Annotated in this window: 25 protein-coding genes; 8 read left to right on the plus strand and 17 right to left on the minus strand. The window is 30.4% G+C overall.

What is annotated here, in order from left to right:
• Positions 1 to 40: 40 nt before the first annotated feature.
• Positions 41 to 298, minus strand: coding sequence for a SelT/SelW/SelH family (seleno)protein (locus ACNI28_RS10795; RefSeq protein ID WP_419764257.1), 258 nt, complete (start codon positions 296 to 298; stop codon positions 41 to 43).
• A 90-nt stretch (positions 299 to 388) separates the two neighbouring features.
• On the opposite strand from ACNI28_RS10795, the gene ACNI28_RS10800 reads away from it, so the two are divergent.
• The 3 genes from ACNI28_RS10800 to ACNI28_RS10810 all read left to right on the plus strand — a co-directional run bounded on the left by ACNI28_RS10800 (position 389) and on the right by ACNI28_RS10810 (position 3,114).
• Positions 389 to 937 (plus strand): pyridoxamine 5'-phosphate oxidase family protein, encoded by a 549-nt coding sequence (locus ACNI28_RS10800; protein ID WP_419764258.1) that lies wholly within the window; start codon positions 389 to 391, stop codon positions 935 to 937.
• A 407-nt stretch (positions 938 to 1,344) separates the two neighbouring features.
• A complete protein-coding gene (locus ACNI28_RS10805; RefSeq protein WP_419764259.1) occupies positions 1,345 to 1,953 on the plus strand; it encodes a transglutaminase-like domain-containing protein in 609 nt (202 codons plus the stop codon).
• A gap of 690 nt (positions 1,954 to 2,643) precedes the next feature.
• Complete coding sequence (locus ACNI28_RS10810) at positions 2,644 to 3,114, plus strand: MOSC domain-containing protein (protein ID WP_419764260.1); 471 nt, start codon at positions 2,644 to 2,646, stop codon at positions 3,112 to 3,114.
• A gap of 39 nt (positions 3,115 to 3,153) precedes the next feature.
• Here the strand turns inward: ACNI28_RS10810 and ACNI28_RS10815 are convergent, their stop codons facing one another.
• Positions 3,154 to 3,597 (minus strand): cache domain-containing protein, encoded by a 444-nt coding sequence (locus ACNI28_RS10815; protein WP_419764261.1) that lies wholly within the window; start codon positions 3,595 to 3,597, stop codon positions 3,154 to 3,156.
• 188 nt (positions 3,598 to 3,785) lie between these two features.
• Between ACNI28_RS10815 and ACNI28_RS10820 the strand changes: the two genes are divergently transcribed.
• Positions 3,786 to 4,052 (plus strand): c-type cytochrome, encoded by a 267-nt coding sequence (locus ACNI28_RS10820; protein ID WP_419764262.1) that lies wholly within the window; start codon positions 3,786 to 3,788, stop codon positions 4,050 to 4,052.
• Positions 4,053 to 4,064: 12 nt separating this feature from the next.
• Positions 4,065 to 5,342: an FCSD flavin-binding domain-containing protein gene (locus ACNI28_RS10825; RefSeq protein ID WP_419764263.1), complete on the plus strand. Its 1,278-nt coding sequence runs from the start codon at positions 4,065 to 4,067 to the stop codon at positions 5,340 to 5,342.
• A 37-nt stretch (positions 5,343 to 5,379) separates the two neighbouring features.
• On the opposite strand, the gene ACNI28_RS10830 is transcribed toward ACNI28_RS10825, so the two are convergent.
• From ACNI28_RS10830 to ACNI28_RS10900, 15 genes are all read right to left on the minus strand, one after another.
• Positions 5,380 to 5,574: a sodium-dependent tyrosine transporter gene (locus ACNI28_RS10830; protein WP_419764264.1), complete on the minus strand. Its 195-nt coding sequence runs from the start codon at positions 5,572 to 5,574 to the stop codon at positions 5,380 to 5,382.
• 44 nt (positions 5,575 to 5,618) lie between these two features.
• Entirely contained in the window at positions 5,619 to 6,389 is a 771-nt protein-coding gene (locus ACNI28_RS10835; protein WP_419764265.1) for an ABC transporter permease, read from the minus strand.
• Positions 6,386 to 7,372 carry an ABC transporter ATP-binding protein gene (locus ACNI28_RS10840; protein WP_419764266.1) on the minus strand — a complete coding sequence of 329 codons (987 nt, stop codon included), beginning with the start codon at positions 7,370 to 7,372 and terminating at the stop codon, positions 6,386 to 6,388. The genes ACNI28_RS10835 and ACNI28_RS10840 overlap by 4 nt, the downstream gene beginning before the upstream one ends.
• Positions 7,372 to 8,331, minus strand: coding sequence for a tungstate ABC transporter substrate-binding protein WtpA (gene wtpA / locus ACNI28_RS10845; RefSeq protein ID WP_419764267.1), 960 nt, complete (start codon positions 8,329 to 8,331; stop codon positions 7,372 to 7,374). The genes ACNI28_RS10840 and wtpA overlap by 1 nt, the downstream gene beginning before the upstream one ends.
• 9 nt (positions 8,332 to 8,340) lie before the next feature.
• Positions 8,341 to 9,588 carry a molybdopterin molybdotransferase MoeA gene (locus ACNI28_RS10850; RefSeq protein ID WP_419764268.1) on the minus strand — a complete coding sequence of 416 codons (1,248 nt, stop codon included), beginning with the start codon at positions 9,586 to 9,588 and terminating at the stop codon, positions 8,341 to 8,343.
• Positions 9,589 to 10,578, minus strand: a complete 990-nt coding sequence (locus tag ACNI28_RS10855) for a cysteine desulfurase (protein ID WP_419764269.1) — start codon at positions 10,576 to 10,578, stop codon at positions 9,589 to 9,591.
• Positions 10,571 to 10,948, minus strand: coding sequence for a winged helix-turn-helix domain-containing protein (locus tag ACNI28_RS10860; RefSeq protein ID WP_419764270.1), 378 nt, complete (start codon positions 10,946 to 10,948; stop codon positions 10,571 to 10,573). Before ACNI28_RS10860 ends, ACNI28_RS10855 begins: the two co-directional genes overlap by 8 nt.
• On the minus strand, positions 10,932 to 11,360 hold the full coding sequence (locus ACNI28_RS10865) for a ModE family transcriptional regulator (protein WP_419764271.1): 429 nt from the start codon (positions 11,358 to 11,360) through the stop codon (positions 10,932 to 10,934). Before ACNI28_RS10865 ends, ACNI28_RS10860 begins: the two co-directional genes overlap by 17 nt.
• Positions 11,353 to 12,144: a formate dehydrogenase accessory sulfurtransferase FdhD gene (gene fdhD, locus ACNI28_RS10870; protein ID WP_419764272.1), complete on the minus strand. Its 792-nt coding sequence runs from the start codon at positions 12,142 to 12,144 to the stop codon at positions 11,353 to 11,355. Before fdhD ends, ACNI28_RS10865 begins: the two co-directional genes overlap by 8 nt.
• 158 nt (positions 12,145 to 12,302) lie before the next feature.
• Entirely contained in the window at positions 12,303 to 13,268 is a 966-nt protein-coding gene (locus ACNI28_RS10875; protein WP_419764273.1) for a cytochrome b/b6 domain-containing protein, read from the minus strand.
• Complete coding sequence (fdh3B, locus tag ACNI28_RS10880; RefSeq protein ID WP_419764274.1) at positions 13,258 to 13,872, minus strand: formate dehydrogenase FDH3 subunit beta; 615 nt, start codon at positions 13,870 to 13,872, stop codon at positions 13,258 to 13,260. Before fdh3B ends, ACNI28_RS10875 begins: the two co-directional genes overlap by 11 nt.
• A gap of 10 nt (positions 13,873 to 13,882) precedes the next feature.
• On the minus strand, positions 13,883 to 16,705 hold the full coding sequence (locus tag ACNI28_RS10885) for a formate dehydrogenase subunit alpha (protein ID WP_419764275.1): 2,823 nt from the start codon (positions 16,703 to 16,705) through the stop codon (positions 13,883 to 13,885).
• A 15-nt stretch (positions 16,706 to 16,720) separates the two neighbouring features.
• Entirely contained in the window at positions 16,721 to 16,933 is a 213-nt protein-coding gene (locus tag ACNI28_RS10890; RefSeq protein WP_419764276.1) for a Tat pathway signal protein, read from the minus strand.
• 99 nt (positions 16,934 to 17,032) lie between these two features.
• Complete coding sequence (locus ACNI28_RS10895; RefSeq protein ID WP_419764277.1) at positions 17,033 to 17,806, minus strand: TorD/DmsD family molecular chaperone; 774 nt, start codon at positions 17,804 to 17,806, stop codon at positions 17,033 to 17,035.
• On the minus strand, positions 17,796 to 19,493 hold the full coding sequence (locus tag ACNI28_RS10900) for a 4Fe-4S binding protein (protein WP_419764278.1): 1,698 nt from the start codon (positions 19,491 to 19,493) through the stop codon (positions 17,796 to 17,798). The genes ACNI28_RS10895 and ACNI28_RS10900 overlap by 11 nt, the downstream gene beginning before the upstream one ends.
• Before the next feature lie 151 nt (positions 19,494 to 19,644).
• On the opposite strand from ACNI28_RS10900, the gene ACNI28_RS10905 reads away from it, so the two are divergent.
• From ACNI28_RS10905 to ACNI28_RS10915, 3 genes are read left to right on the plus strand one after another with little or no spacing between them, the layout of a single operon-like run.
• Complete coding sequence (locus tag ACNI28_RS10905) at positions 19,645 to 20,790, plus strand: ABC transporter substrate-binding protein (protein ID WP_419764279.1); 1,146 nt, start codon at positions 19,645 to 19,647, stop codon at positions 20,788 to 20,790.
• Complete coding sequence (locus ACNI28_RS10910) at positions 20,790 to 22,370, plus strand: sensor histidine kinase (RefSeq protein WP_419764280.1); 1,581 nt, start codon at positions 20,790 to 20,792, stop codon at positions 22,368 to 22,370. Before ACNI28_RS10905 ends, ACNI28_RS10910 begins: the two co-directional genes overlap by 1 nt.
• On the plus strand, positions 22,363 to 23,025 hold the full coding sequence (locus ACNI28_RS10915) for a response regulator (RefSeq protein ID WP_419764281.1): 663 nt from the start codon (positions 22,363 to 22,365) through the stop codon (positions 23,023 to 23,025). The genes ACNI28_RS10910 and ACNI28_RS10915 overlap by 8 nt, the downstream gene beginning before the upstream one ends.
• The last annotated feature ends 13 nt before the right edge of the window (positions 23,026 to 23,038 follow it).

Genomic DNA, 23,038 nt, shown 5'->3' on the forward strand with positions numbered 1-23,038 from the left:
ATAAAAAAGGAATTATAAAATAAATAAACTTTAGTATTAATTAATATTCATTATCATTATTGTTTATATTATTTATTTTATCACTTATTTCATCATCTTTTGGAAATCTTTTTTCATTTTCTGACATAGCTAACTTATCAAAAATCACTTTTTCATCAACTTTTACTATAAATGTACCGCCTGAGTCTTTTATAAGATTTATTTTTGCATTTGGAAAATTATTCTTTAATTCCTCTTCTAACCTAGAAGCTTGTGGCAAATAATTTCACATACCGCAATAATATATTTCTATATTCATTGTATATCCTTGGAATTTATTATATTAATAAATTTATCAAAATATAAGAAGAAAAAGCTTAAAGTCTACATCTAATTAAAAAGGAAGTTTATGGGAAGTATTACAGAAAGACTTAGTAAAAAAGATATAGAATTTATAGAAAATCAAAAGATGTTTTTTGTCTCAACTGCTCCAAAAGATGGAAAGATAAATCTATCACCAAAGGGTTTAGATGATACTTTCAAAATAATAGATGAAAATAAAATCCTATGGCTAAACTACTTTGGAAGTGGAAATGAAACAGCAGCTCACTTACTAGAAGATAACAGAATGACCATAATGTTTTGTGCCTTTGATGGTGAGCCAAATATCCTAAGACTTTATTGTAAAGCAAAAGCCATTCAAGAACGAGATGATGTATGGGAAGAGTATATTTCCCACTTTTCTACAAAAAGAGCTGCAAGACAAGTTTTTGAAGTGACTATTGAGAATGTAAATAATTCATGTGGTATGGGTGTTCCTTTATATGACTTTATAGGTCAAAGGGATGATTTGACTAATCTTTATAATAAGATGTCTAAAGAGGAGCATATTACTTATATGAAGAAGAAAAATTTGGTTAGTTTTGATGGAAAAGATACAAAACTTTTTGAGGATTAAACTTTAATATTTTCTCTTGAAGAGGTAAACCTCTTCGCTTCTCTTACTTTGTGTGGACAAAGTAAGCAAAGCCACCAACGGTTTCAAAGCCCTTTGGGTTCCCTCATTTATTATTTATCTTTTCTGAGTTACAAAACTCACATAAAAATATACTTTTAAGCATATTTTTATGTTCAAACAGTTGTAACTCTTTTCCGAAAAGAGAAATAAACATTCGGCTTTTGCAAATGTTGGAAATCAAAGGTGGGATAAGGACATTTACATTTTTGATTTGTCTAAATTCTTAACTTTTCTTTTTTTAATAGCATAATATAAAGAATTTTATTCAGTAGAATAAAGTAAATTACTAAGGATATTTTATATAGAATATATCCTTAATAGTTATCTAAAGAAAGGACTTTTAGATTATGGAAAAGTTTTTAGAAGAAACAAACATTATTGATTATTCAAATCAAGAAATACAAAAGTTAGCAAAAGGTTTATCATCTGGTTGTAAAATAGATATTGAAATTGTAAAAAAATGCTTTGAATTTGTAAGAGATGAGATAAGACATAGCGGTGATAGCAAAGATAACATAGTAACTTTAAAAGCTAGTGATGTTTTAAAATATAAAACTGGTTGGTGTTATGTAAAAAGTCATCTTCTTGCAGCTTTATTACGAGCAAATAATATACCATGTGGATTAGCATATCAAAGATTAACAATAAGTGATGATGGTTCTGGTGATAAGTTTTGTATACATGGTTTAAATTCTGTATATCTTAAAGACTTTGGCTGCTATAGAATAGATGCAAGAGGTAATAAAGATGGAGTGAATGCCAAATTCGACCCTCCACATGAAAAGTTAGCTTTTCCAATTAGATTTAAAGGTGAAAAAGATTTACCAAAAGTTTATGCTAAGCCATTAGACATAGTTATAGATAGTTTTAAAAAACACAACAATTATATAGATATGAGTAATAATCTCCCTGATATTAAAATTGATGTAATAGATAATAAAATAGAACAAGAATAATAATCGTAAAGTGTAGAAAACTTGACTTTTAAATAGACTACAACACGAGAGACTGAACTTTCACTTTTATTAAATTCTTTTTTCATAAATACCTAAAGGTCTTCGTTTCTTTACTTTTTAGTGGTAAAAAGTAAAACAAAAAACCACCAACAGAGTTTCAAAGCTCTTTGGGTTCCCTCATTTATTATTTTTATCTTTTCTGCTTGGCTTGTGCTTGCACTCTCTTTGAGAAAATTCGTTTATTAAAACTTCCGTTTAGGAACTTTTAAACACTTAAACAGTTGCCAATGTTGGGAACAAAGGTGGGATAAGTACATTTACATTTTTGATTTGTTTAGACTTGTAATTTCTATTTGTTAAATTTATATATGATAGTTTGAACTTTCTTTCTTCCCAGACTTTGATGAAGCCGAGTAGTTTTAAATTTTTTTTGGAAAAAGTCGAGGACATGTTTGAAATAAAAAAGAGTGATAAACTCACTCTTTTTTATGAGTCCCGCAGACTAGAAAATAAATTTAGAACTGGGAGGGAATCTTTGACTTTATTAACTCGTCTGGTTGCTTTCTTGTTTCTTCTTTTCAATAAAAGAAGAAAAGAGCGGAGAGGTTTACCTCTTCAAGAGAGAAATATCAAAAGTTCAGTAACTAGTTATATTATTAAGCTATAATCTAAAGAAAAAAAGGAAACACTATGTCAGGAAAAATATCGAATCTTCTTATTTCAAAAAGTATTGAAAGCTCTATGCAAAATGTAAACCAAGTAGTTTTAGAAGTTGGTAAAGGAATCTTTGGAGATAGATATTATTATCAAGAAGGGACATTCTCAAACAAAGGTGAAGTAGAACCTGATAGAGATGTAACCTTGATAGAAATAGAAAAAATCAATGAGTTAAATGAAGAACATGGACTTTCATTTACACCTGAAGATTTTAGACGAAATATAGTAGTTTCAAATTGTGATTTAAACTCACTTGTGGATAAAGAGTTTCAAATAGGGGAAGTTATATTAAAAGGTATCAGATTATGTGAGCCTTGTAAATATCTTGCGGATAAATTAGATGAACAAAAAACACTTACTCAAATGGTACATAAAGCAGGATTGAGAGCTCAAGTTATTCGTGGTGGAAGTATAGATTTAAACTGTCAGATTGAAGTATTATAGCTAGTGCAAAAAAGACCTTTGTATTAAAGGTCTTTTTTATTATTTGTAATACCCAGCACCAATCCATAAGTTGTCATTTATTTTTTTAACAAATGAAGTTTTGTCTGCAATTTTTTTAGTTGTGGGATTAGACCATTTATAATCAACCCAACCTTCACCATTTTTTGCAGTTTTAATTAGTTCTTGAATAACCATTTTACCACCAGCACCTTTTACATTAATAAGGTTTTTCCCTACCATTGATGGTTTTCCTCCAAAACCTTTAACTGTTCCAGTAAAATCATAAGCAAAGATATAAAGTTCACCTTGAATAAATTCACCTTCTTTAACATTAAAAGCTTTTAAACAAGATACTTCACCTTTATCTGCACAAAGTTTTGCAGCTTTGTTAACAAATGTCTTTGCTTCATCAGCAGTTGTTGCGAAACTTAGTGTTGAACACAATGCCAATCCTAAACCTATTTTTACAATTTTTGAAACCATCTTTTTTCCTTGTATTGATATCTCTATAAGAAGTTTAACTTGAAGATATAAAATCCGTATGATAATAGTGTGAAAATGGTGTGACATTTTAAGCTAAAATTTAGTTTAATAAAAATATTATATTTTAGTTACATAATTTTTACATAAAAGGGGATAAAATGAAAAAAATTGGGCTTTTGCTGGTCTTTTTGTGCAGTTTAACATATGCTACTGAGTATGATCCACTTCGAGGTCAGATGTTGTCATTGTCTTGTGCCTCATGTCATGGGACTGACGGTAAATCCGAAACTATTACACCGTATATTGCTGGCATGGGGAAAGCTAGTCTTTATCAAATACTCTTGGATTATAAAAATGGAAAAAGAACTGAAACCATGATGCAAAAACATGCAAAAGGTTTTACAGATGAAGAGTTAGAGCAAATTGCTTACTATTTCTCTAATGTTGAAAGATAAAAGGATAATATTATGATGAATAGAAGAAATTTTAACAAAGTACTTTTAGGAACAACTGCACTCTCTTTTGCTGCATGTAATGGCATGACATCTCTTTCTTTCCCAGCAGATAAAAAAAGAGTTGTAATTGTTGGAGGTGGTTTTGGTGGGGCAACTGCTGCTAAATATTTAAAAAAGTTTTCTCCTCAAACAGAAGTTGTTTTGATAGAACAAAACAAAGAGTACTATACTTGTCCATTTAGTAATACAGTAATTGCAGGAATAAATGACATAGATTTTATAAAACACGATTATAAAACTTTAGAGAGTAAATACAAAGTTATAGTACTACACGAAAAAGTAAAAAAGGTTGATGGCTCTACAAATAATGTTATTTTAGAAAGTGGAAAAATTATATCTTATACTAAAGCAATAGTAGCACCTGGTATTGATTTTAAATATGATAAAGGTTATGACAAAGGCTCAGAACTCCTTGTTCCTCATGCTTATAAAGCAGGTTCACAAACTGAACTTTTAAGAGGACAACTTGAAAATATGAAAGATGGTGGAACATTTGTAATGGTAGCGCCAGCAAACCCTTTTAGATGCCCTCCTGGTCCTTATGAAAGAATCTCTTTAGTTGCTCATTATTTAAAAAATAATAAGCCTAACTCTAAAATAGTAATTTTAGACCAAAAAAACAAATTCTCAAAACAAGGATTATTTCAAGAGGGTTGGGAAAAACTTTATCCTGATATGATTGATTGGAGAAGTGCTGAGTTTGGAGGAAAAGTTTTATCTGTTGATCCAAAAACAAAAGTTGTGACAACAGAGGATGGAGAAGTAAAAGCTGATGTGCTAAATTATATTCCAGAACAAAAAGCTGGTACTTTAGCATTTGATTCTGGGCTTACAAAAGGTGATTGGTGTCCTGTAAATACAAAAACTTTTGAATCTAAATTAGTAAAAGGTGTATATGTTATAGGTGATGCCTCAATAGCTACAAAGATGCCAAAATCAGGATTTTCTGCAAATTCTCAAGGGAAAATAGCAGCATTACAAATCTCAAGAATTTTATCAAATAAAGCTATTGTCAACCCTCCAAAACTTGCAAACACTTGCTATAGTTTACTTTCACCATCTTATGGAATTTCAGTTGCTGCAGTATATGAAGCACATGAAGATAAGATTATAAAGGTTAAAGGTGCTGGTGGATTAAGTCCACTACATGCAGAGGATAGTTTTAGAATGCAAGAGGCAGAGTATGCAGTTGGCTGGTATAAAAATCAAATGTCTGATATTTTTATGTAATTTTAAAAAGAATAAGAGAGATAGGTCTCTTATTCTTCTATTTATTAAATGGCTTTAAAAGTTCTTCTAACCATTTACTTGCATCTTCAATAGTTTCAAATCTTTTTGATTTTGCTACTTGGTCTTTACCTTCATAAAATCTAACTCTAATTCCATCTTCTACATGGTCTATTTTTGTTCTTGTGATTCTATTTAGGTTTAAATGTACTCTTTCATTTAGTTTTACAAACATTTTCTCTCCTTAAATTTGTGATATTATATCTATTTTTAACTTTTTTATTTTAATCTTCCAGTTATAAATCTAACTATTAAAAATACAACAACAGAAAACCCAATAATAACAGCAGCAACAGGGGCTGAGAAGCTTAATCCATAGGAGTTAAACCTATCAAATATAAGCACAGGTGTTGTCATAGGATGATATACAAGTATAACAACTGCTCCAAATTCTCCTAAACCTCTACTCCACATCATAAGTGCACCATTTATGATATCTTTTTTAGCATTTGGTATAGTGATTCTAAAAAATACTGATATAGGATTTGCCCCAAGTGTTCTTGCTACTTTTTCTAGTTTTACATCTACTTTTCTAAAGCCATCTTTTGCAGAGTTTATTAAAAATGGAGCTGACAAAAACATCATAGCAATCATAATCCCATATTCAGTTCCTACAAACTCTATACCAAAAAACTTAAAAAAGTCTCCAAGCATAGTATCTCCAAAAGTTGTCAGCAGAGCAATACCAGCAGCTGTATGGGGAATCATAATAGGTATATCAACTATTGATTCTAAAAGACTTCTTCCATAAAAGTTATATCGAGCAATTATATATGCTAGTGGAAGTCCCGTAAAAAGTACGAAAACCATAGCCCATGCTGATACTTTCATGGTAAGTAAAATAGAATCTATAACTTCACCATCTTGAATAGTCTCCATAAGTTTTGAGCTTCCAACACCAACAAACATCTTTAAAATAGGAATAGATAGGAAAAATATAATAATAAATCCTAGTGCTACTAGGGTGATAATAAATGATTTACTTTTCATATAAAACTGATATCCTTTTTGTCAAATCCAATATTTATAATACTTCCACTATGGGCATAACACCCTTCGTAATCTCTTTTAAGTATTTTTATAAAAAATTGATGTTCGTTTACATTTACAAAGAGTTTATAGTGGTCAACTATTCCCATACACTCTTCAAGTCTACCTTTAAAAATAAAATCACAAACAAGCTCATCTTCAACAGATACTCTTATAACATTTGGGTCAACAGAGAAAAAGTTACATGAAGAGTTGTTATCTATAAAAGAAGCAGGAAAAATATTTTTAAATCCCAAGAATCTTGCAACATCAATATTTATAGGATTGTTTAATACCTCTTCGGCAGCTCCCACTTGTTGTATCTTTCCATCCATTAAAATAGCTATTTTATCAGCTAAATATGAGGCTTCTCTAAAGTTGTGGGTTACATGAATAGTTGTTAAGTCATATCTTTTGTGGATATCTTTTAAACTTTTCATAATAGAGTTTCTAAAAGTTGGGTCAATGGCACTTAAAGGTTCATCTAGAAGTAAGATTTTTGGTCTTGAAAACAAAGCTCTTGCTATAGCAACACGCTGTTTTTCTCCGCCACTTAAATTTTCTATTTCCCTTTTAAGTAATTTTTCAAGTTTTAAAAAACCTACAATATCATCAAATAACTCTTTTGATTTTTCTATTTTTTTATATCGTGCTGAAAATCGTATGTTCTCTTCCACATTTAGATTAGGGAAAAGTGCAAACTCTTGATATACAAATCCAACATCTCTTTTTTCAGGTGTAAAATTTACTATATCAATATCATGATGATATATACTTCCAGAACTTTCATTTAGTCCAGCAATAGTCTCAAGAAGCCTTGTCTTTCCACTACCACTTTGTCCTAAAAGTACAAAATACTCATTTTTATTTATTGTTAAATCTATATTATCAAGCAAGAAATTATCTATCTTGCTTGTTAATTTTTCTATTCTTAAATAGCTCATTATCTTCCTATAATTGAAGCATCACCAGTTATTATTGCTGGGCTAATTACACCTTGACCATTTTTAGTCATGATAGCTTGACCTTCACTTGATAAAACAAAGTTCACAAACTTGATTGCTCCATCTTTGTTTTGAGGAGATTTTTTGTTTTGTGCAACTGTGATACCATATACCATAGCACCACCTTTTTTAGTGATAAGCTGACCTGGTTTTTTACCATCAATCATAAATTTAGCAGTTTTATAAAAATCTGCATTTTCATTATCTTTTAATGATACCTCTTTTGGAAGAGTAATATATTTCAAACCATGTTGCTCTGCAACAGATTTATAGATATATAGATAATCATAAGCATTTGCTTCAATAAGTCCAAGTAAATCTGTCTCTTTTGGTCTTACTATTACTTTATCTTTATTCTCTTCACCAACTTTATATGACTCTCCATAACCAAATAACTTCTCATAAAAACCTGGCATTTTGTAGTGTTCTTCTGCTAATTTTGTCACAAGTATAGATCTATATCCACAAGGGTCCATATTAGGATTTGAATGTCCAACTTTAACACCATCTCTTAGGAAAATTTCTGGCCAATTTTGTGCATTGATTTCATCTGCATATTTAGCTTTTGGAGTATATGCTATTGCCATTTCATTTGTTGCAAACTGAGCGTTAAATTTTGCATCTTTTGGGATAAGTAAGTTATCAATTACTTTATAATCAGCACTTGCCATAACATCAGCCGCTTTTCCTATCTCAGAGATTTTTCTAGCAGCTGCTCTACTTCCTGATGCTTCTCTTTGTACATCATATTGTGGATACTTAGCTTCAAAAGCTTTTTCAACTTGTGAAAATGGAACTGCTAAACTTCCTGCGTGAAATACTACTATTTTCTCTTTTGCCATAAGGCTACTTGCAACAACTGCGCTTAATCCTAGTGTTAATAATGTTTTTTTAATCATTGTTTTCCTTTAGTTAAATATATTGATTTGTTTGTTTTGTAGTTTCTTATTGAACTCTATTACAAGAACATCTTGATTTTCATTTATGAGTGAAGTTTCATTTCCAGTAACTAAAATAGAGTTACTCTCATAAAGTGCTGTAATCATTCCAGAACCATATTTGTTATCTCTTGTCACGTTAAACATCGCATTTTTTGTACTTCCTAATACTATATTTACCCTCCCGTTTTTGGTTTTAAACTCTTTTGTGTTTGTAGCTTTTGAGATATCATGATAATAAGCCTTTGCCCCTTGTAGCTTTTTTAGCATTGGTATTACAAACAAATAGATATTTACCATAGCTGTAAGTGGATTTCCTGGAAGACATATGACAACACTTTTATCCATTTTACCCATCATAATAGGTCGACCTGGTTTTATATTTACCCCATGAAAAGATGTTTTTAAACTATTTTGTAAAAACGCCTCTCCTACAAAGTCAGCATCTCCCATAGAGATACCACCTGTTGTAATTATTACATCGTAGTTTTTTAAGTTTGAGATATAGTTCTTAGATTCTTCCAAACTATCAGGTACTACTCCACAATAAGTGGCATCAAATCCTTTTTCATTTAACTGGGAAATTAGAGCATACGAGTTACAGTTATATATCTCCTCTTCATCTGCTTTTTGCCATGGTTCTTTTATCTCATTTCCTGTTGAAAGAATAGCTATGGAGATTTTTTTATATACTTCTATCATCACAATACCTTGAGAAGCTAGAAGTGTTATATGTGAAGATGTTAGTTCTTCTCCTTCAGTAAAAAGAGTATTTCCTTCTTTTTGCTCTTCTCCTTTGAATCTTAGGTTGGCACCTTTTTTTATATCTTTTGGAATACTTACACTTTCATTTGTAACATCAAGGCAGTTTTCTATAGGTATAATTGTATCAGCATCACTTGGTACTTTTGCTCCTGTCATGATTTTATAACACTCATTAACTCCTAGTGATTCTTTTACCTTATCACCTTTGTCTCCTGCAAAAATTACTTTCTTTATTATAAGTGTTTTTCCAGCATCCCTAAATTTAAAAGCAAAACCATCCATGGCAGAGTTATCAAAAGAGGGAAGGTTTTTTCTACATATAATATCTTTAGATATAACTCTTCCTAAAGCACTTGAAAGTGGGATTATTTCCACAGTGGAGTTTTTATTTGCTAATTCTAAACTTTTATTAAAAGCTTCATCAAAATCCAAAAAGTTCAATTTCTGATTCATCTAATTTCCTTCGTTTAAGACTTTTATTTGTCTATATTTTTTTGCTAGTTTTTTAACTACTGTTTCAATTTCACTTGCGGTGTATTTTTTATCAAAACTAAAAGAGATAGAGTTTCTGCTTGTAGTTTCATCATAACCCATAGCTTGTATGATTCTTGATGGTTTAGATAGACCTAAAGAACAGCCTTCTCCATTTGTGATGTGAATATCATCTAAGGCTAAAGTTCGTATAAGTTCTCTGGCTTTGATACCCTTTAGGGCAAAGTGTAAAGAGTAGGGTAGGGTTTGTTTATTATTTACAAAGAAGTAAATATCATCTTTTAAAATCTCTTTTAAAATCTTTTCAAATAGCTCTTTAGAACTCTCATCAAAGCTTTGATTTTGCAAAGCTTCATATATAAAATCAACGGCAATAGGATTTGTAAAACCAATAGTCTTTTTTTCAAATAACTCTTCATCATAAAGTATTACTCCATCTATAAAAAAGCCACTTAGTTTATAAGAGTCAAAATAGATAGCGTCACTTAAGGTGTCAAAATTTGCACTTGCATTAGAGATGATTTTTGCATCTGTTAGTTTTTTTATCTCTTTTAAATCTATTTTTACAAAGGTATCCATAATATATGAAGAGATAAAGATAAAATCAAACTCTTTTGAAATATCAGTTTTATCTATGTTTCCATCTTTTTGTAAGCCTATCCACGAAAGTTCAAGACCTAGTATTTCAAACTCATATGCTGCTTCTACTAGACTTTCAGTTTCTCCTACACAAATAGCAATTTTACCTTTTTTGTTTAGTTGAAGTAAAAGTTCTAAAAAACCAGCCTTATCAAAAGAAAAGCTATTTAATTTATTAAAGTTATATTTGGATAAAAACTTTTTCTCTAAAACTTGATACTCAAGATTGTTGTCTAGAATACTTAATCTCAACTCATCTTTAATATGTAAATTTTGCATATTACTATATTGCAGAACATTTAGCTTAGTCATTGCTACTATCCTTTGTATTTATTATCTCTTTGTTTTTTAAAATAAAAAGTTCTTCAAATCTTTTTGTTGCAAACTCTTTTATATCTTCATCTAGGGTTTTATATAGAGATATTAACTCTTTAGCTTTTGGAGTTAGTTTTGTACCACTATCCTCACCTCTACCTTTTTTTGTGATTACCAAGTCTTCTTCTATATAGTTTTCAAGTATTTTTATATGACTCCACGCTTTTTTGTAGTTCATACCCACTTTTTGGGCAGTTTTAGAAATAGAACCTGTTAAGTCTATATATTCTAAAACTTCTGTTTTTCCACTTCCAAATACAAGATTTCTATTCTCATCTTCTATCCAAACCTTAACTTTTATTTGCATTTTTTAAACCTTTTTTCATCACAAAACATCCAAGTTGACAATGAGTTACTTCAATATCTGAGTTTTTCACAGTAGAACCCACTATATTTAGAGTTGATTTTTGAGCCTCATCCCATAAAACTTTACATTCTAACTCTTTGTGTCCCATATAGTTTTGTTTGATTCTGTTGTATACATTTATATCTGATTGTTTAAATTTTAATTTTCCAAAAACTCCAAGTTCACAGTTTGTGATTTTAATACCTAAGCTTTTTGTAATAGCAGACATCTCAATTGGTTTTCTACCAATCTTTCTTGCCACTTTAAAAGCTTTTAGACAAGAGAGTTTCCCCTCTTCATCTAAGTTTGTATATAAGAACTCTTTTTGAGTAGAGTCTAACTCTATTTTCATATTATCATCAAGACTAGACATCTATTCTTCCACTATGTGTATATAAGTTCATCTTTTTACCTCGGGCAAAACCAATAAGTGTAAGTCCATGTTTATGTGCAGTTTGAACTCCAAGATAAGTTGGGGCTGTTCTTGAAACTACGACTGGAATTTTATGCATCACAGCTTTTGTAACCATCTCTGAACTTAATCTTCCTGATACAAAAAGTATAGACTTTGAAGTATCTAGTTTTTGAAGTTTACATTTACCCATAACCTTATCAATTGCGTTGTGTCTTCCTATATCTTCTGCTGTGATAGTTGTGCCATCAAGCAGATAAATCATTGCTTTGTGAACACAACCTGTTAGATTATAAAGTTCACTATCTTGATAAAACTTTTTTACTTCTGTGTAAATTGTTTGGGGTTTTATTTTAAAAGCAGTTTGGTTAAATGGTATTTCCAAACTACCTTCCACATTGCCAGTGACTCCACCACCACAGCCACTAACCAATGTTTTCTCTTTATAAAGATTTTGTAAAGAGTTTTCATCAACTTTTGCTTTGATATCAACTCTTAAGCCATCAGCACTAACTTCTAAAAGTTCAATATCATCAATACTTGATATAACATTTTCACTCATCAAAAAACCAATTGCATGGGCATCTTGATCTTTTGGTATGGTCATCATTGATATGGCTTTCTCTCCATTTAAAAATAGGTTCAGACGTGCCTCTTCTATAGTCACGTCTTCAAATTCATGAGCTTCATTTTCTATAAGTTTGTCAATTACTACTGTTTTTAAATATTTTGTGTTGTCGTCCATATCTTTCCTTAATATGCAAAATTTGCATATTTAAATATTTAAAGAGCGAACGTCGCTCTCTTTAGGATTTGCTTCTTTAACTGTAATTTATTTACAGTGTTAAAAGAAGTAAAAAATTGAAAAAAAAGAGAAGCAAAAAGCTCAAAAGAGCTTTTATACTAATCTTTTTTTAAACTATCGTCTTCTTCTAGAACGTCAGGTCTTATCTGTTCTAGATACTCAACTGGTAACTTCCCAGTAATTACACCTGGAATATATCCTTTTACAGATACAAAATAAGAGTAAACTGTCTCAAATGTAAAGAATGAAATAATTGCACTTCCCATAAAATGGATAAAAAGAACAAATCTTTTTATTTGGATTGTTTGTGCATTAGTAGCTGCATCTGGAAATAAATACCAAATAACAAATCCACTTACAACTAACATCGAACCAAAAGCTACAAACATGTAGTAATTGATTCTATCCATATGCTTATATTTTCCTCTTAGGAAAATCTTATTCCAAATTTTTATACTTGGTCTTGCAAAATACTTATGGTCTTTAAAGGCAATTATTGTCATTATAAACCATATAGGCATCCATCCAAGTCCTACTATTTCATGTGTTGCTCTCATCAATCTTGCTAGATATCCTCCACCAGTTAAGTTTCCAAATGTGATTGAAAAACCAGTGATAAAAAGATAAATCATAATGATGATATTTGATAAAATCACAACTCTTTGAAAAAGTGAATAGACTTGTATCTTGTCATTTTCTCTTGTAATTTTTGCTTGTTTTCTTCCTTTTGCTATAATGAACATTGATAAGAATAGAAAAAACTCTACTAAAAATACTATTGGTAGTAGATGTTGCCTCTCTTCAAATGCTCTTATAACTTCTGGTGCAATTGCATCATATCTTGGACCAAATAATCCTACTTCCATTTGTTGATAATGAGTTAAATTCTCAAAAGGAACAACTTGACCAGTAAAATTACCTTGTGCCATTTGCAATAAAAACTGATATACATAATTTATATCAGCTATCGTTGCTAACCAAAAATACCAATATGTTAAAAGGATGAATAAGAAGCCTATAATAAAATAGGCTTTATACTCACTTAGAAAACTTTTATTTTCCATATGCTTTGTCCCAACCATAAGGCATAGACTGTACTCCATGTCCAAATGATAGCACTCTTTCTCTGTATATGTTTGCAATAGATTCTGAATCACCAACTAATAATGCTTTTGTAGAACACATTGCTGCACAAACTGGAACTTTACCTTCAGATATTCTGTTTTGACCATAAAGTTCTCTTTCGTGTTCACTATTAGTTTCATCAGGACCACCAGCACACATAGTACATTTATCCATAACACCTTTTGTTCCAAATGCTCCATCTTTAGGAAACTGAGGAGCTCCAAAAGGACAGGCATATAGACAATATGAACAACCAATACATTTGTCTTTATCATGTAAAACGATTCCGTCTTCTCTAATATAGAAACAATCTACTGGACATACTTGTTCACAAGGTGCATCTGTACAGTGCATACAAGCAACAGATAAAGAGAACTCCATCCCTTGCTTACCTTCATTTACCGTTATTACTTTTCTTCTAGAAATTTCAACTGGTAACTCATGCGCTTCGGCACAAGCAACAGAGCAACCATCACAATGAATACATCTGTGTTCATCGCAGTAAAATTTCATTCTTGAAAAGTCTACTTTATTACTACTCATGTTACTTCTCCTACGCTCTTGAAATCTGACATAAACCACCTTTTGTTTCAGGGATTTGTGTAACTATGTCATAACCGTAGTTAGTAACAGTATTTGCACTTTCACCCGTCGCATAAGGAGCAGTTCCATCAGGATATTTATGTAATAAGCTTTCACCTTCCATTACACCCGCAAAGTGAATTGGAATAAATACTCTATCATTACTCACAGAGAAAGAGTAGTGTGCTTTTACTTTTATTTTTGTTCCTTGAGGTGAATGAATCCACATCATTGAACCATCTCTAATTCCGTATGTTCCAGCTAAGTCTGGATGAATATCACAGAACATTTCTGGTGTTAATTTAGCAAGATACTTACTTGCTCTATTTTCCATACCAGCACCATTTAAGTTTACAAGTCTTCCTGTAACTAAGTTGATTGGGAAATCTTTTGCCCAGTCTTGTTTACTTTGTTCAGAAATATATCTTGTATCAACTCTATAGTGATCTTTTTTATCTGCAAAACTTGGATATTTTTTTGTCAAATCCGTTCTTGGAGAGTGTAATGGCTCTCTATGTTTAGGAATTTGATCAGCAAATGTCCATACTTTTGCTCTTGCTTTTGCATTTCCATAAGGAGCAATACCTGCCTCCATACATTTTTCAGCAATAATATTTGATGTATCTACTTTCCAGTTTTTACCGATTTTAGATTTCTCTTCTTTGGTTAACTTGATTTTTAATACTTCTTCAATATTATCTTTAGTGATTTCAGGATATCCATCTTTATTATTTGAATCTTTAGGTGCACTGCCTTTTCCTGCAAGTAAATCTACGCCATCATGTTCTAATCCAAATCTATTCCTAAATCCCATACCACCTTCTTTTACTGATCTGTTTATATTATATAAAACAGGGCTTCCAGAGTGTGATGTTGTCCAACAAGGCCATGGTAAACCATAGTACTCACCAGTCATTTCTCCATATCCTCTACCAGATACTTCATCAAACATATGCCAATTTTCTTGATGTTTCTTCAATCTTTGGGCTGTCCAACCAGTTAATCCAATAGTTTTTATGATTCTTGCAATTTCATTTGTTGCATCTTCCGGCCAAGTAAACTCTTTGCCTTTTTGCATACCTGCTGTGAATTGTTCAAAGAAACCAAGTCTTTTAGATAATTCAAACATAATGTCTTGGTCTGTTTTAGACTCATACATTGGTTTAACAACTTCTGTTCTCCATTGAGCAGATCTATTTGTAGCAGTAACACTTCCTGCTGTTTCAAATTGAGTTGCCGCTGGTAAGATATAAACATCGTTTTGCTTATCAGTGATTATTGCACCTTCATTAACAAATGGGTCACAAAAAACTGCTAGGTCTAAGTTATCTAAAGCCTCTTTTACTTTTTTTGTTTGAGCTGTTGATGTAATACCATTACCCATAACAAATAGAGCTTTTAATCTAGTTCCTGCATTGTGAATAGCATCTTCTCCTGGATTACCTCCAAGAACACCTGCCCACCATCTAGCTAATGTAAATCCTTTTTTACCCATCCATGATGGATCTTTAAATCTACCTTGAAGCCACTCAAAATCTACACCCCATGATTTAGCAAAATATTTCCATGAACCTTCACTTAATCCATAATACCCTGGTAATGTGTGTGATAAACAACACATATCCGTAGCACCTTGAACGTTATCGTGACCTCTAAGAATATTACATCCTCCACCTTCAACACCCATGTTTCCAAGAGCTAATTGTAAGATTGGAGCCATTCTTGTATTAGATGATCCATTTGTATGTTGAGTTAAACCCATAGCCCAAATCAAAGTTCCAGGAGTATTTTGTGCATAATGCTTAGTAATTTGTACAATCAAATCAGCATCAACACCAGTAACATCTGCAACTCTTTCAATTGGCCAGTTTTTAGCCTCTTTCATAATATCTTCCATACCATAAACTCTATCATTGATAAAGTTTTTGTCATGCCAACCATTTTTAAATATGATATTTAACATCCCATACATAAATGGAATATCAGTACCAGGTCTAATTTGTGCATAATAATCTGCTTTTGCAGCAGTTTTTGTAAATCTTGGATCTATTACAATTATTTTTGTATTATTTCTCTCTTTTGCTTTTAAGAAATGTTGGAAACCAACTGGGTGGTTAACCGCTGGATTCGCACCAAAAATAATAATCGCCTTAGAGTTTTGAATATCCCCTAAAGAATTTGTCATAGCACCATAACCCCATGTATTTGCCACACCGGCAACTGTTGAGCTATGTCAAATTCTAGCTTGGTGATCTATATTATTAGTTCCAAACATTGCAGCAAATTTTCTAAAATAATAAGACTGCTCCGTTCCAAATTTAGCTGACCCTAAAAACATTGTAGAATCAGGTCCTTCTTTTTGTCTTAAGTCTTCAAGTTTTGAAGCTATACCATCTAAAGCTTCATCCCAAGAAATTCTTTGCCATTGACCATTTTTCTTAACCATTGGGTGTTTAAGTCTTACTTCTGATCTAACCATATCAATCATATCAGCACCTTTACAACAGTGCCCTCCAAGTGATACAGGATGATCTTGAGCAACTTCTTGTCGTACCCAAACTCCATTTTGAACTTCAGCTATTACACCACAACCTACAGAACAAGCAGTACAAATTGTTTTCACTAATTTTGAACCAGGGAAAGGATTTTTAATCTCTTCCGCTGTTGCTTCTCTAGTTGCAGTAGTACTAGCAAAAGATGATGTCACTCCAAATGCAGTAGCAACCGCAGCCATTTTCATAAATGACCGTCTACCAACCTTAGCATTTAGAGTTTCATATGTATTTGCTGACATACATGTCTCCTTTAACTATTTTGCGTTTTTATAATACGCTTCCCAAGCTGCAGTTTTTTTGTAAAGAATCTCTTTATTTCTAGATTTTCCTACAACAACACCATTATTACTATCATCTTGAACCGATGATTCACCAGTAGCAGCCAATACACTTGTACCAGCAATTGCTGCTGCACCTGCAGTAATCATTGCTGTTTTTTTTGCAAATTCTCTTCTGCTTTTTTGCACGACTGACCTCCTTATAGAAATTAAGCCCCTAAATTATAGAGACTTTATAAAAAAAGCTTGGCTTTCTTTATAAAATCTCTAACATAGGATTTACCTATATTAGATTTCTGATTCTACATCATATGCAATATCAACTGGACAAGCTTCATCTTGAGCATTTTTAGGTCCAAGTGCTTTTAATGCTTTGTTTTTAGCACGTCTTTGCATCTCTTCTTCTGAGATACTTTCATTTTTATTTTCTTCTACTTTTTCTTTTGGTGCAGGTTTTGAAACTTCTAAATAGAGTCTTTCAAACTCTACAAAAGAGTGTAGAACTACCATTAGTTCTCTAAAAACATTTGATTTTTCATGTTCGTAAACATCTTTTGCAAATTCATCTATAAACTCATTTATAATCTGTGCAAAAATACAATGAACAGTATTTTCATACTCTTTATTGCCATTTGCAACAGCATCACAAAGAGATGCCATAAGTGCAAAAATAAATCCAACTGAATCTTCATATTCAAAAAAGTTTTTTTCATCACGTCTAAGTTTTGTTTTGGCAACAAATTGAATCATCTCAACTCTTTTTTTCCCAGACTCAACTCCTTCATCATAAAAAGAGGCAGTTGTTCTTACTTTTTTGGTAAGGGGATTATGAAATAAATCATCATACTCTTGAACTAATTTTACATTAGATGTTGGGTCAAGCATTTCTGATATTGTGTTTAAAGCAGTGCCAGATACTTGGTCTAAAGGATTTTCTTTTAATACATTTATTAATCTTATTAGTTCAAAGTAGTTTTCACTTTTTGAACTAACTACAAAAAAGTTTTCAAAAAGATTATAATAAAGAGCTCTTGCTTTGTTTATAGAGTTTTTATCTTGCATCAGTTGGTCCTTGGTTTTTTTGGTCAAAATAGTTTTGCATCATAATTTTGGGTTTACAATCAGCACAGCAATATAGGCTTCTCTCTTTTACTGGGTCAGCAGAAAATAGTGGACCCATCATTGCAGCTATTTTTTCTATTGATTTTGTAGTGGCAAACTCTTTACCACACTCTACACAGGCAAAAAGAGTATCTTGTGCTAAGATATTTTCTTTAAACCAAGTAGGTTCTAAGTGAATCACATCTCGCTCAATACTTAGACAATCAGCTTCAGGACATGAAACTTCACAGTATCCACATGAAGTACATAAACTTGGGTTTAATCTTAGGGTGTTATCTGTAGCATCTGCTTGTAGTGCATCTACATTACATGCACCCACACAAACTAAACATAAAGTACAATTTACTTCATTTACTTTTACAAGACCGTAGTGTACGTGCTCACCAGTTTTAACAATACCTAAATCATCTTCACCAACGATTTTTTGAAGTCTATGTGAGAAGATTTCTCTTTTTTTGAGTTCTTCTTGGTTGAAATTAAAATAAGAACCTTCTACAAATGAAACTTCTTTTATTGCACAAGTTAGTTCTTCTTCATTTGCTGCAATTATAATGGCATCTTTTGAGTATCTTTTTTGATAGATATCATTTAAGATTTTAATCGCATCACCAGTACCTTTTGAAATAAAGTCAGTATAGAATATAAGTTGTGAACCTGACATTTGAAGAAGTGTTAGAAGTGTCTCTTCATGTAAGAATTTTTCACCTTCTATTGCAAAAGGTAAAATATCCTCTTTTAAAGAAACATTTAAATTATCAAGTTCCATTTTTGCTGGAATTATTAGGGGATATTTGTTTTTATAAAATTTACTTAATTCAAAAAGGGATTCTTTATTTGATGGGGCATAATCTAAGGCTCCACTTGGACAAACAGAGATACAACCACCACAACCATGACAATCAATTTGAGAAAACTCTAAAGTCTTTGTTTTATCATCTTTAACTATAGCAACAGTTGGACAAACTTCTTCACATTTGCTACAGATTTCTTCTCTTCTTTCATGATATTGACAGATGTTTTTATCATAAGTAGTAAACTTTTTATATGAGTATAATGTAATATTTTCTTTCAAAGTATTTATTATATTTTCTAGTGTAGATTTGTTTGGGTCAAAAGTTCCACTTTGTTTTAAACCCTCTTCTTTTGCATCGAACCATACAATTTGTGCAACATTTAATATTACATCCTTACCTTCATCATCAACTACTACACTCAACTTTCCAATATGTCCAGAGATAGATTTTAAAATATCCTCTTTTATATAAAAAAGGTTGAAATCATCGTTTAACGTTGAAGCAATAAAATTATCATAATCCTCTTTTTCATTTGCCACAAGTAAAATATCTTTTGATACTTCTTGTTCATACGAGATATCTTGGGCAAAATCATACTTTGAGGCAGCTATTTCATAAAGTATTGATACGTTTTCAATTTTTTTAGATAATGCATCTTTTGAGTTTTTTATATAAAAGTCAACTTCTCTTGCTGTTAATTCACTTGAGATAAGATTTGTATTTGAGATTAAAAATGATTTGTTTTGTACTTCATCTAGGCTAGTAGTAACCAAAATATCATCGCTAATAGGAAAGTCAAGTCCCTTAGGATTGTAGTAAATAAATTCTTGCATAAACTATGCCCTTTGGTAAAATATATTTTACCTTATTTTAGTTGTTTAATATTAAAATTAACTTAAAAGTTAAAAAATAGTTTACCTTTTTTGAATGAAGTGTTACCTATTGATAAAGCAAATCTTTCTGATATTTTTAGTAAACTTCAATATGATTAAAAGAGCTCCAATTATTTTGTTTATATTTGTTATATTTTATTATTACTTTAAAAGTGAAGTATATACTGAAAATAAAATTGTAGTAGGTTCATCCCTGCCTAAAACAGGAATTATAAAGTCTTGGGGGGAGTCAGTAATCTATGGTGCAAACTCATATTTTAAATATGTCAACGAATCAAACCTACTTGACAATAAAAAAATAGAATTTATAACTTATGATGATAAGTATGAACCAGAACTCACAATTGACAATTCTAATAAGCTAATTTATCAAGATAAAGTATTTGCACTTTTTGGCTTTGTTGGAACACCAACAGTAAAATCAATTTTACCAATTCTTTATGATGAAGAGATTCCTTTTATCGCTCCTTTTACTGGAGCCTCTTTTTTAAGAAACAATCATAATAAAAACTTTATAAATCTAAGAAGCTCATACTCTGAGGAGATAGAGAGTTTAGTTTATTATCTAAATAATAAAAAGGGTTTGAAAAAAATTGCAGTTTTTTATCAAAATGATGATTATGGGGAAGAAGGCTATGTTTCACTTCTAAAAAGTTTAAAATCAAGAGATTTACCTTTAATAGCAGAAGGCTCATATAAAAGAAATACCTTATCAATAACCCATGCCTTTAATGAAATAAAAGATGCAAATCCAGAAGCAATAATAATGATAGGGGCTTATAAATCAAATGCACTATTTATAAAAAAAGCTAAAGAGAATGTAAACTTTAAAGATACACTTTTTTGTAATATATCTTTTGGAGATGCAAATGCAATGATAAAAGAACTTGATAGCTATAATATTGATGCAAATAATTTGATATTTTCTCAAGTTGTTCCAAGCTATACACAAACTTCAATTCCTGTTATAAAAGAGTATCAAGATTTGATGAAAAAATATTATCCAAAAGTTGAGTTGGGATTTATATCCCTTGAAGCATTTTTATCTGCAAAAGTTTTAGTCAATGCTATATCTCGTATCCAAGGAGATAGAACTAGAAGTAAACTACTTTATACTTTAAAAACTACTCCTGTTGATGTTTTACCAGGTATTGATATAAATTTTAAAAATACTCAACTTTTAAATAAAACATATCTTTTTAAATATAGAGATAATCAATTTGTAGAGATAAAATAATGAAAGAAAGATTCTCTAAAGTACTTGATTATTTTGATAAGTTAAGTTTTGCATATAAGACATATTTTTTGATTTTTATTATTGCAGGTGGAATGGTTTGTATAGTCTTATTGTCACAGGTTTCGATTTTTACAGTTAAAGAGGATTTTGATAGATTCTTTAATAAAAGAACAAAGTCTCTTATAAAATTAGAAAATATAAAAGATACATATAAAGTAAATATTCAAGATACGTTAAAAGACTTCAACACTGAGAATTTAAGCTATGAACAAGGAAGAGAGGTAATCTCACTTGGAAAACAGATAATAAGAAAAAATTGGGAACTATATAAAAAAGAGATGGCCTTTGATAATGATGAAATAATCACCTCTTTTATAAAAGAATTTATAATCAATAAAAGTAAAAATGATGATAATGAGATATTAAAAGATAATATTATAAAAAATATAGATACAAAGATGATAGCCATAGAGAGTGCTTTAAATAGTATAAAAAATGAACCTGATGAAAATCAGTTGACTAAATTGAATTTGCAAATAAATGCCATATCTATTTATTTAACTAGTTTAATAAACTATGATTTATCAATTGCAATAAATGAAAAAAGTGATACACAAAAAGTCTTTAATACAATTATTATATTTTCAATTATTTCTATTTTTTTAGTTTTTCTATTTTCAATTGTTTTATCAATCTTTATTACAAATAACTTTAAAAAACTTCATGACTCTTTGGAAAAAAATGTTGATGAAAAAACCAAGGAGTTAACACTACTTAATAACTCTTTGGAAAAAAAGATATCAAAAGAAGTTTTACAAAATAGAAAAAAAGATATTATCATGTTCCAACAGGCAAGATTTGCGAGTTTAGGAGAGATGTTAAATAATATAGCTCATCAATGGAGACAACCTTTAGGCTCAATTACCATGATAGTACAAAGTTTCCAAACAAAAATGCAACTTGGAAAACTCACAAATGAATTTGTAGATGAAAAGGTAAATGATGCCTTATTACTTGCAAGTAATATGTCAAATACTTTGGATGACTTTAAAAACTTTTTTTCACCTGATAAAACAAAAATAAAATTTGATATACAAAGCTGTATAGTACATACAATAGAGTTATCGAAATATCTTTTAACAAAAGAGAATATAAAAATTGAGTTGCTAGTAAAAGATAAGATTACAATAAATAGTTACTACAATGAACTCTCCCATGTATTTTTAAATATTATTTCTAACTCAAAAGATGCTTTATGTTCAAATATTGATAAAAATGATAGAATAATTAAAATAATAGTTAGCAAACATAAAAATAATGCAATTATAAATATGATGGATAATGGTGGTGGAATTCCCCAAGAAATTGTACCTAAAATATTTGAGCCATACTATACAACAAAGTATAAAAGTGCAGGTACAGGTATTGGGCTTTATATGTCAAAACAGATTATTGAAAAACATATAAATGGCTCAATTATCTATAAAAATGTGATGCATAAAATAAAAGATAACAAAAATTATAGTTGCTCGCTCTTTACAATAAAAATACCAATAAATGATGGGGAAATAAATGAATGAAAGAAATCTAAACATCTTACATGACTTCAATATTTTATATTTGGAAGATGATGAAAATCTCTTAAAACACACTTCTGATGTTTTGGAAGATTTTGTAAATAATATATATGCGGTTAAGACATCAAATGAAGCTATGGAAATCTTATTAAATAAAAAAGTTGATGCCATAATTTCAGATATTTTATTGGAAAATGAAAATGGAATTGATTTTTTAAAACATATAAAAAGTAAAAATATAAATATCCCTACCATACTTACAACAGCTCATACTGATACAAACTATCTACTTGATGCTATAAAACTAAAAGTTGAAAACTACATAGTAAAACCTATAAATATAAAAGAGTTACTTAATACTTTGCATGATATTTTATTGCCTATTGTTCAAGAAAAACAAATAAGAACAAACTCAAATGTTATAAGAACAATTGCTGCAATTACTGATAGTAAACAAGTTGCCATTGTAAAATACATAATAAGTAAACTAGATAATGAAAACCATTTTACAGCTTCTTATACAGATGTAATGGAAGAGTTTTCTATCTCTAAACCAACTTTAATAAAGCTATTTAAAGAGTTGGCAGAGAAAAATATCTTAGTAAAAGTACAGCACAAAACCTACCGCTTCAATGAAGCTAGCTTGGAGAGTTTATAATCTAACTGTTATG

This window comes from Arcobacter denitrificans (SeqCode) (assembly GCF_048571185.1).
Classification (GTDB): Bacteria; Campylobacterota; Campylobacteria; order Campylobacterales; family Arcobacteraceae; genus Arcobacter; species Arcobacter denitrificans.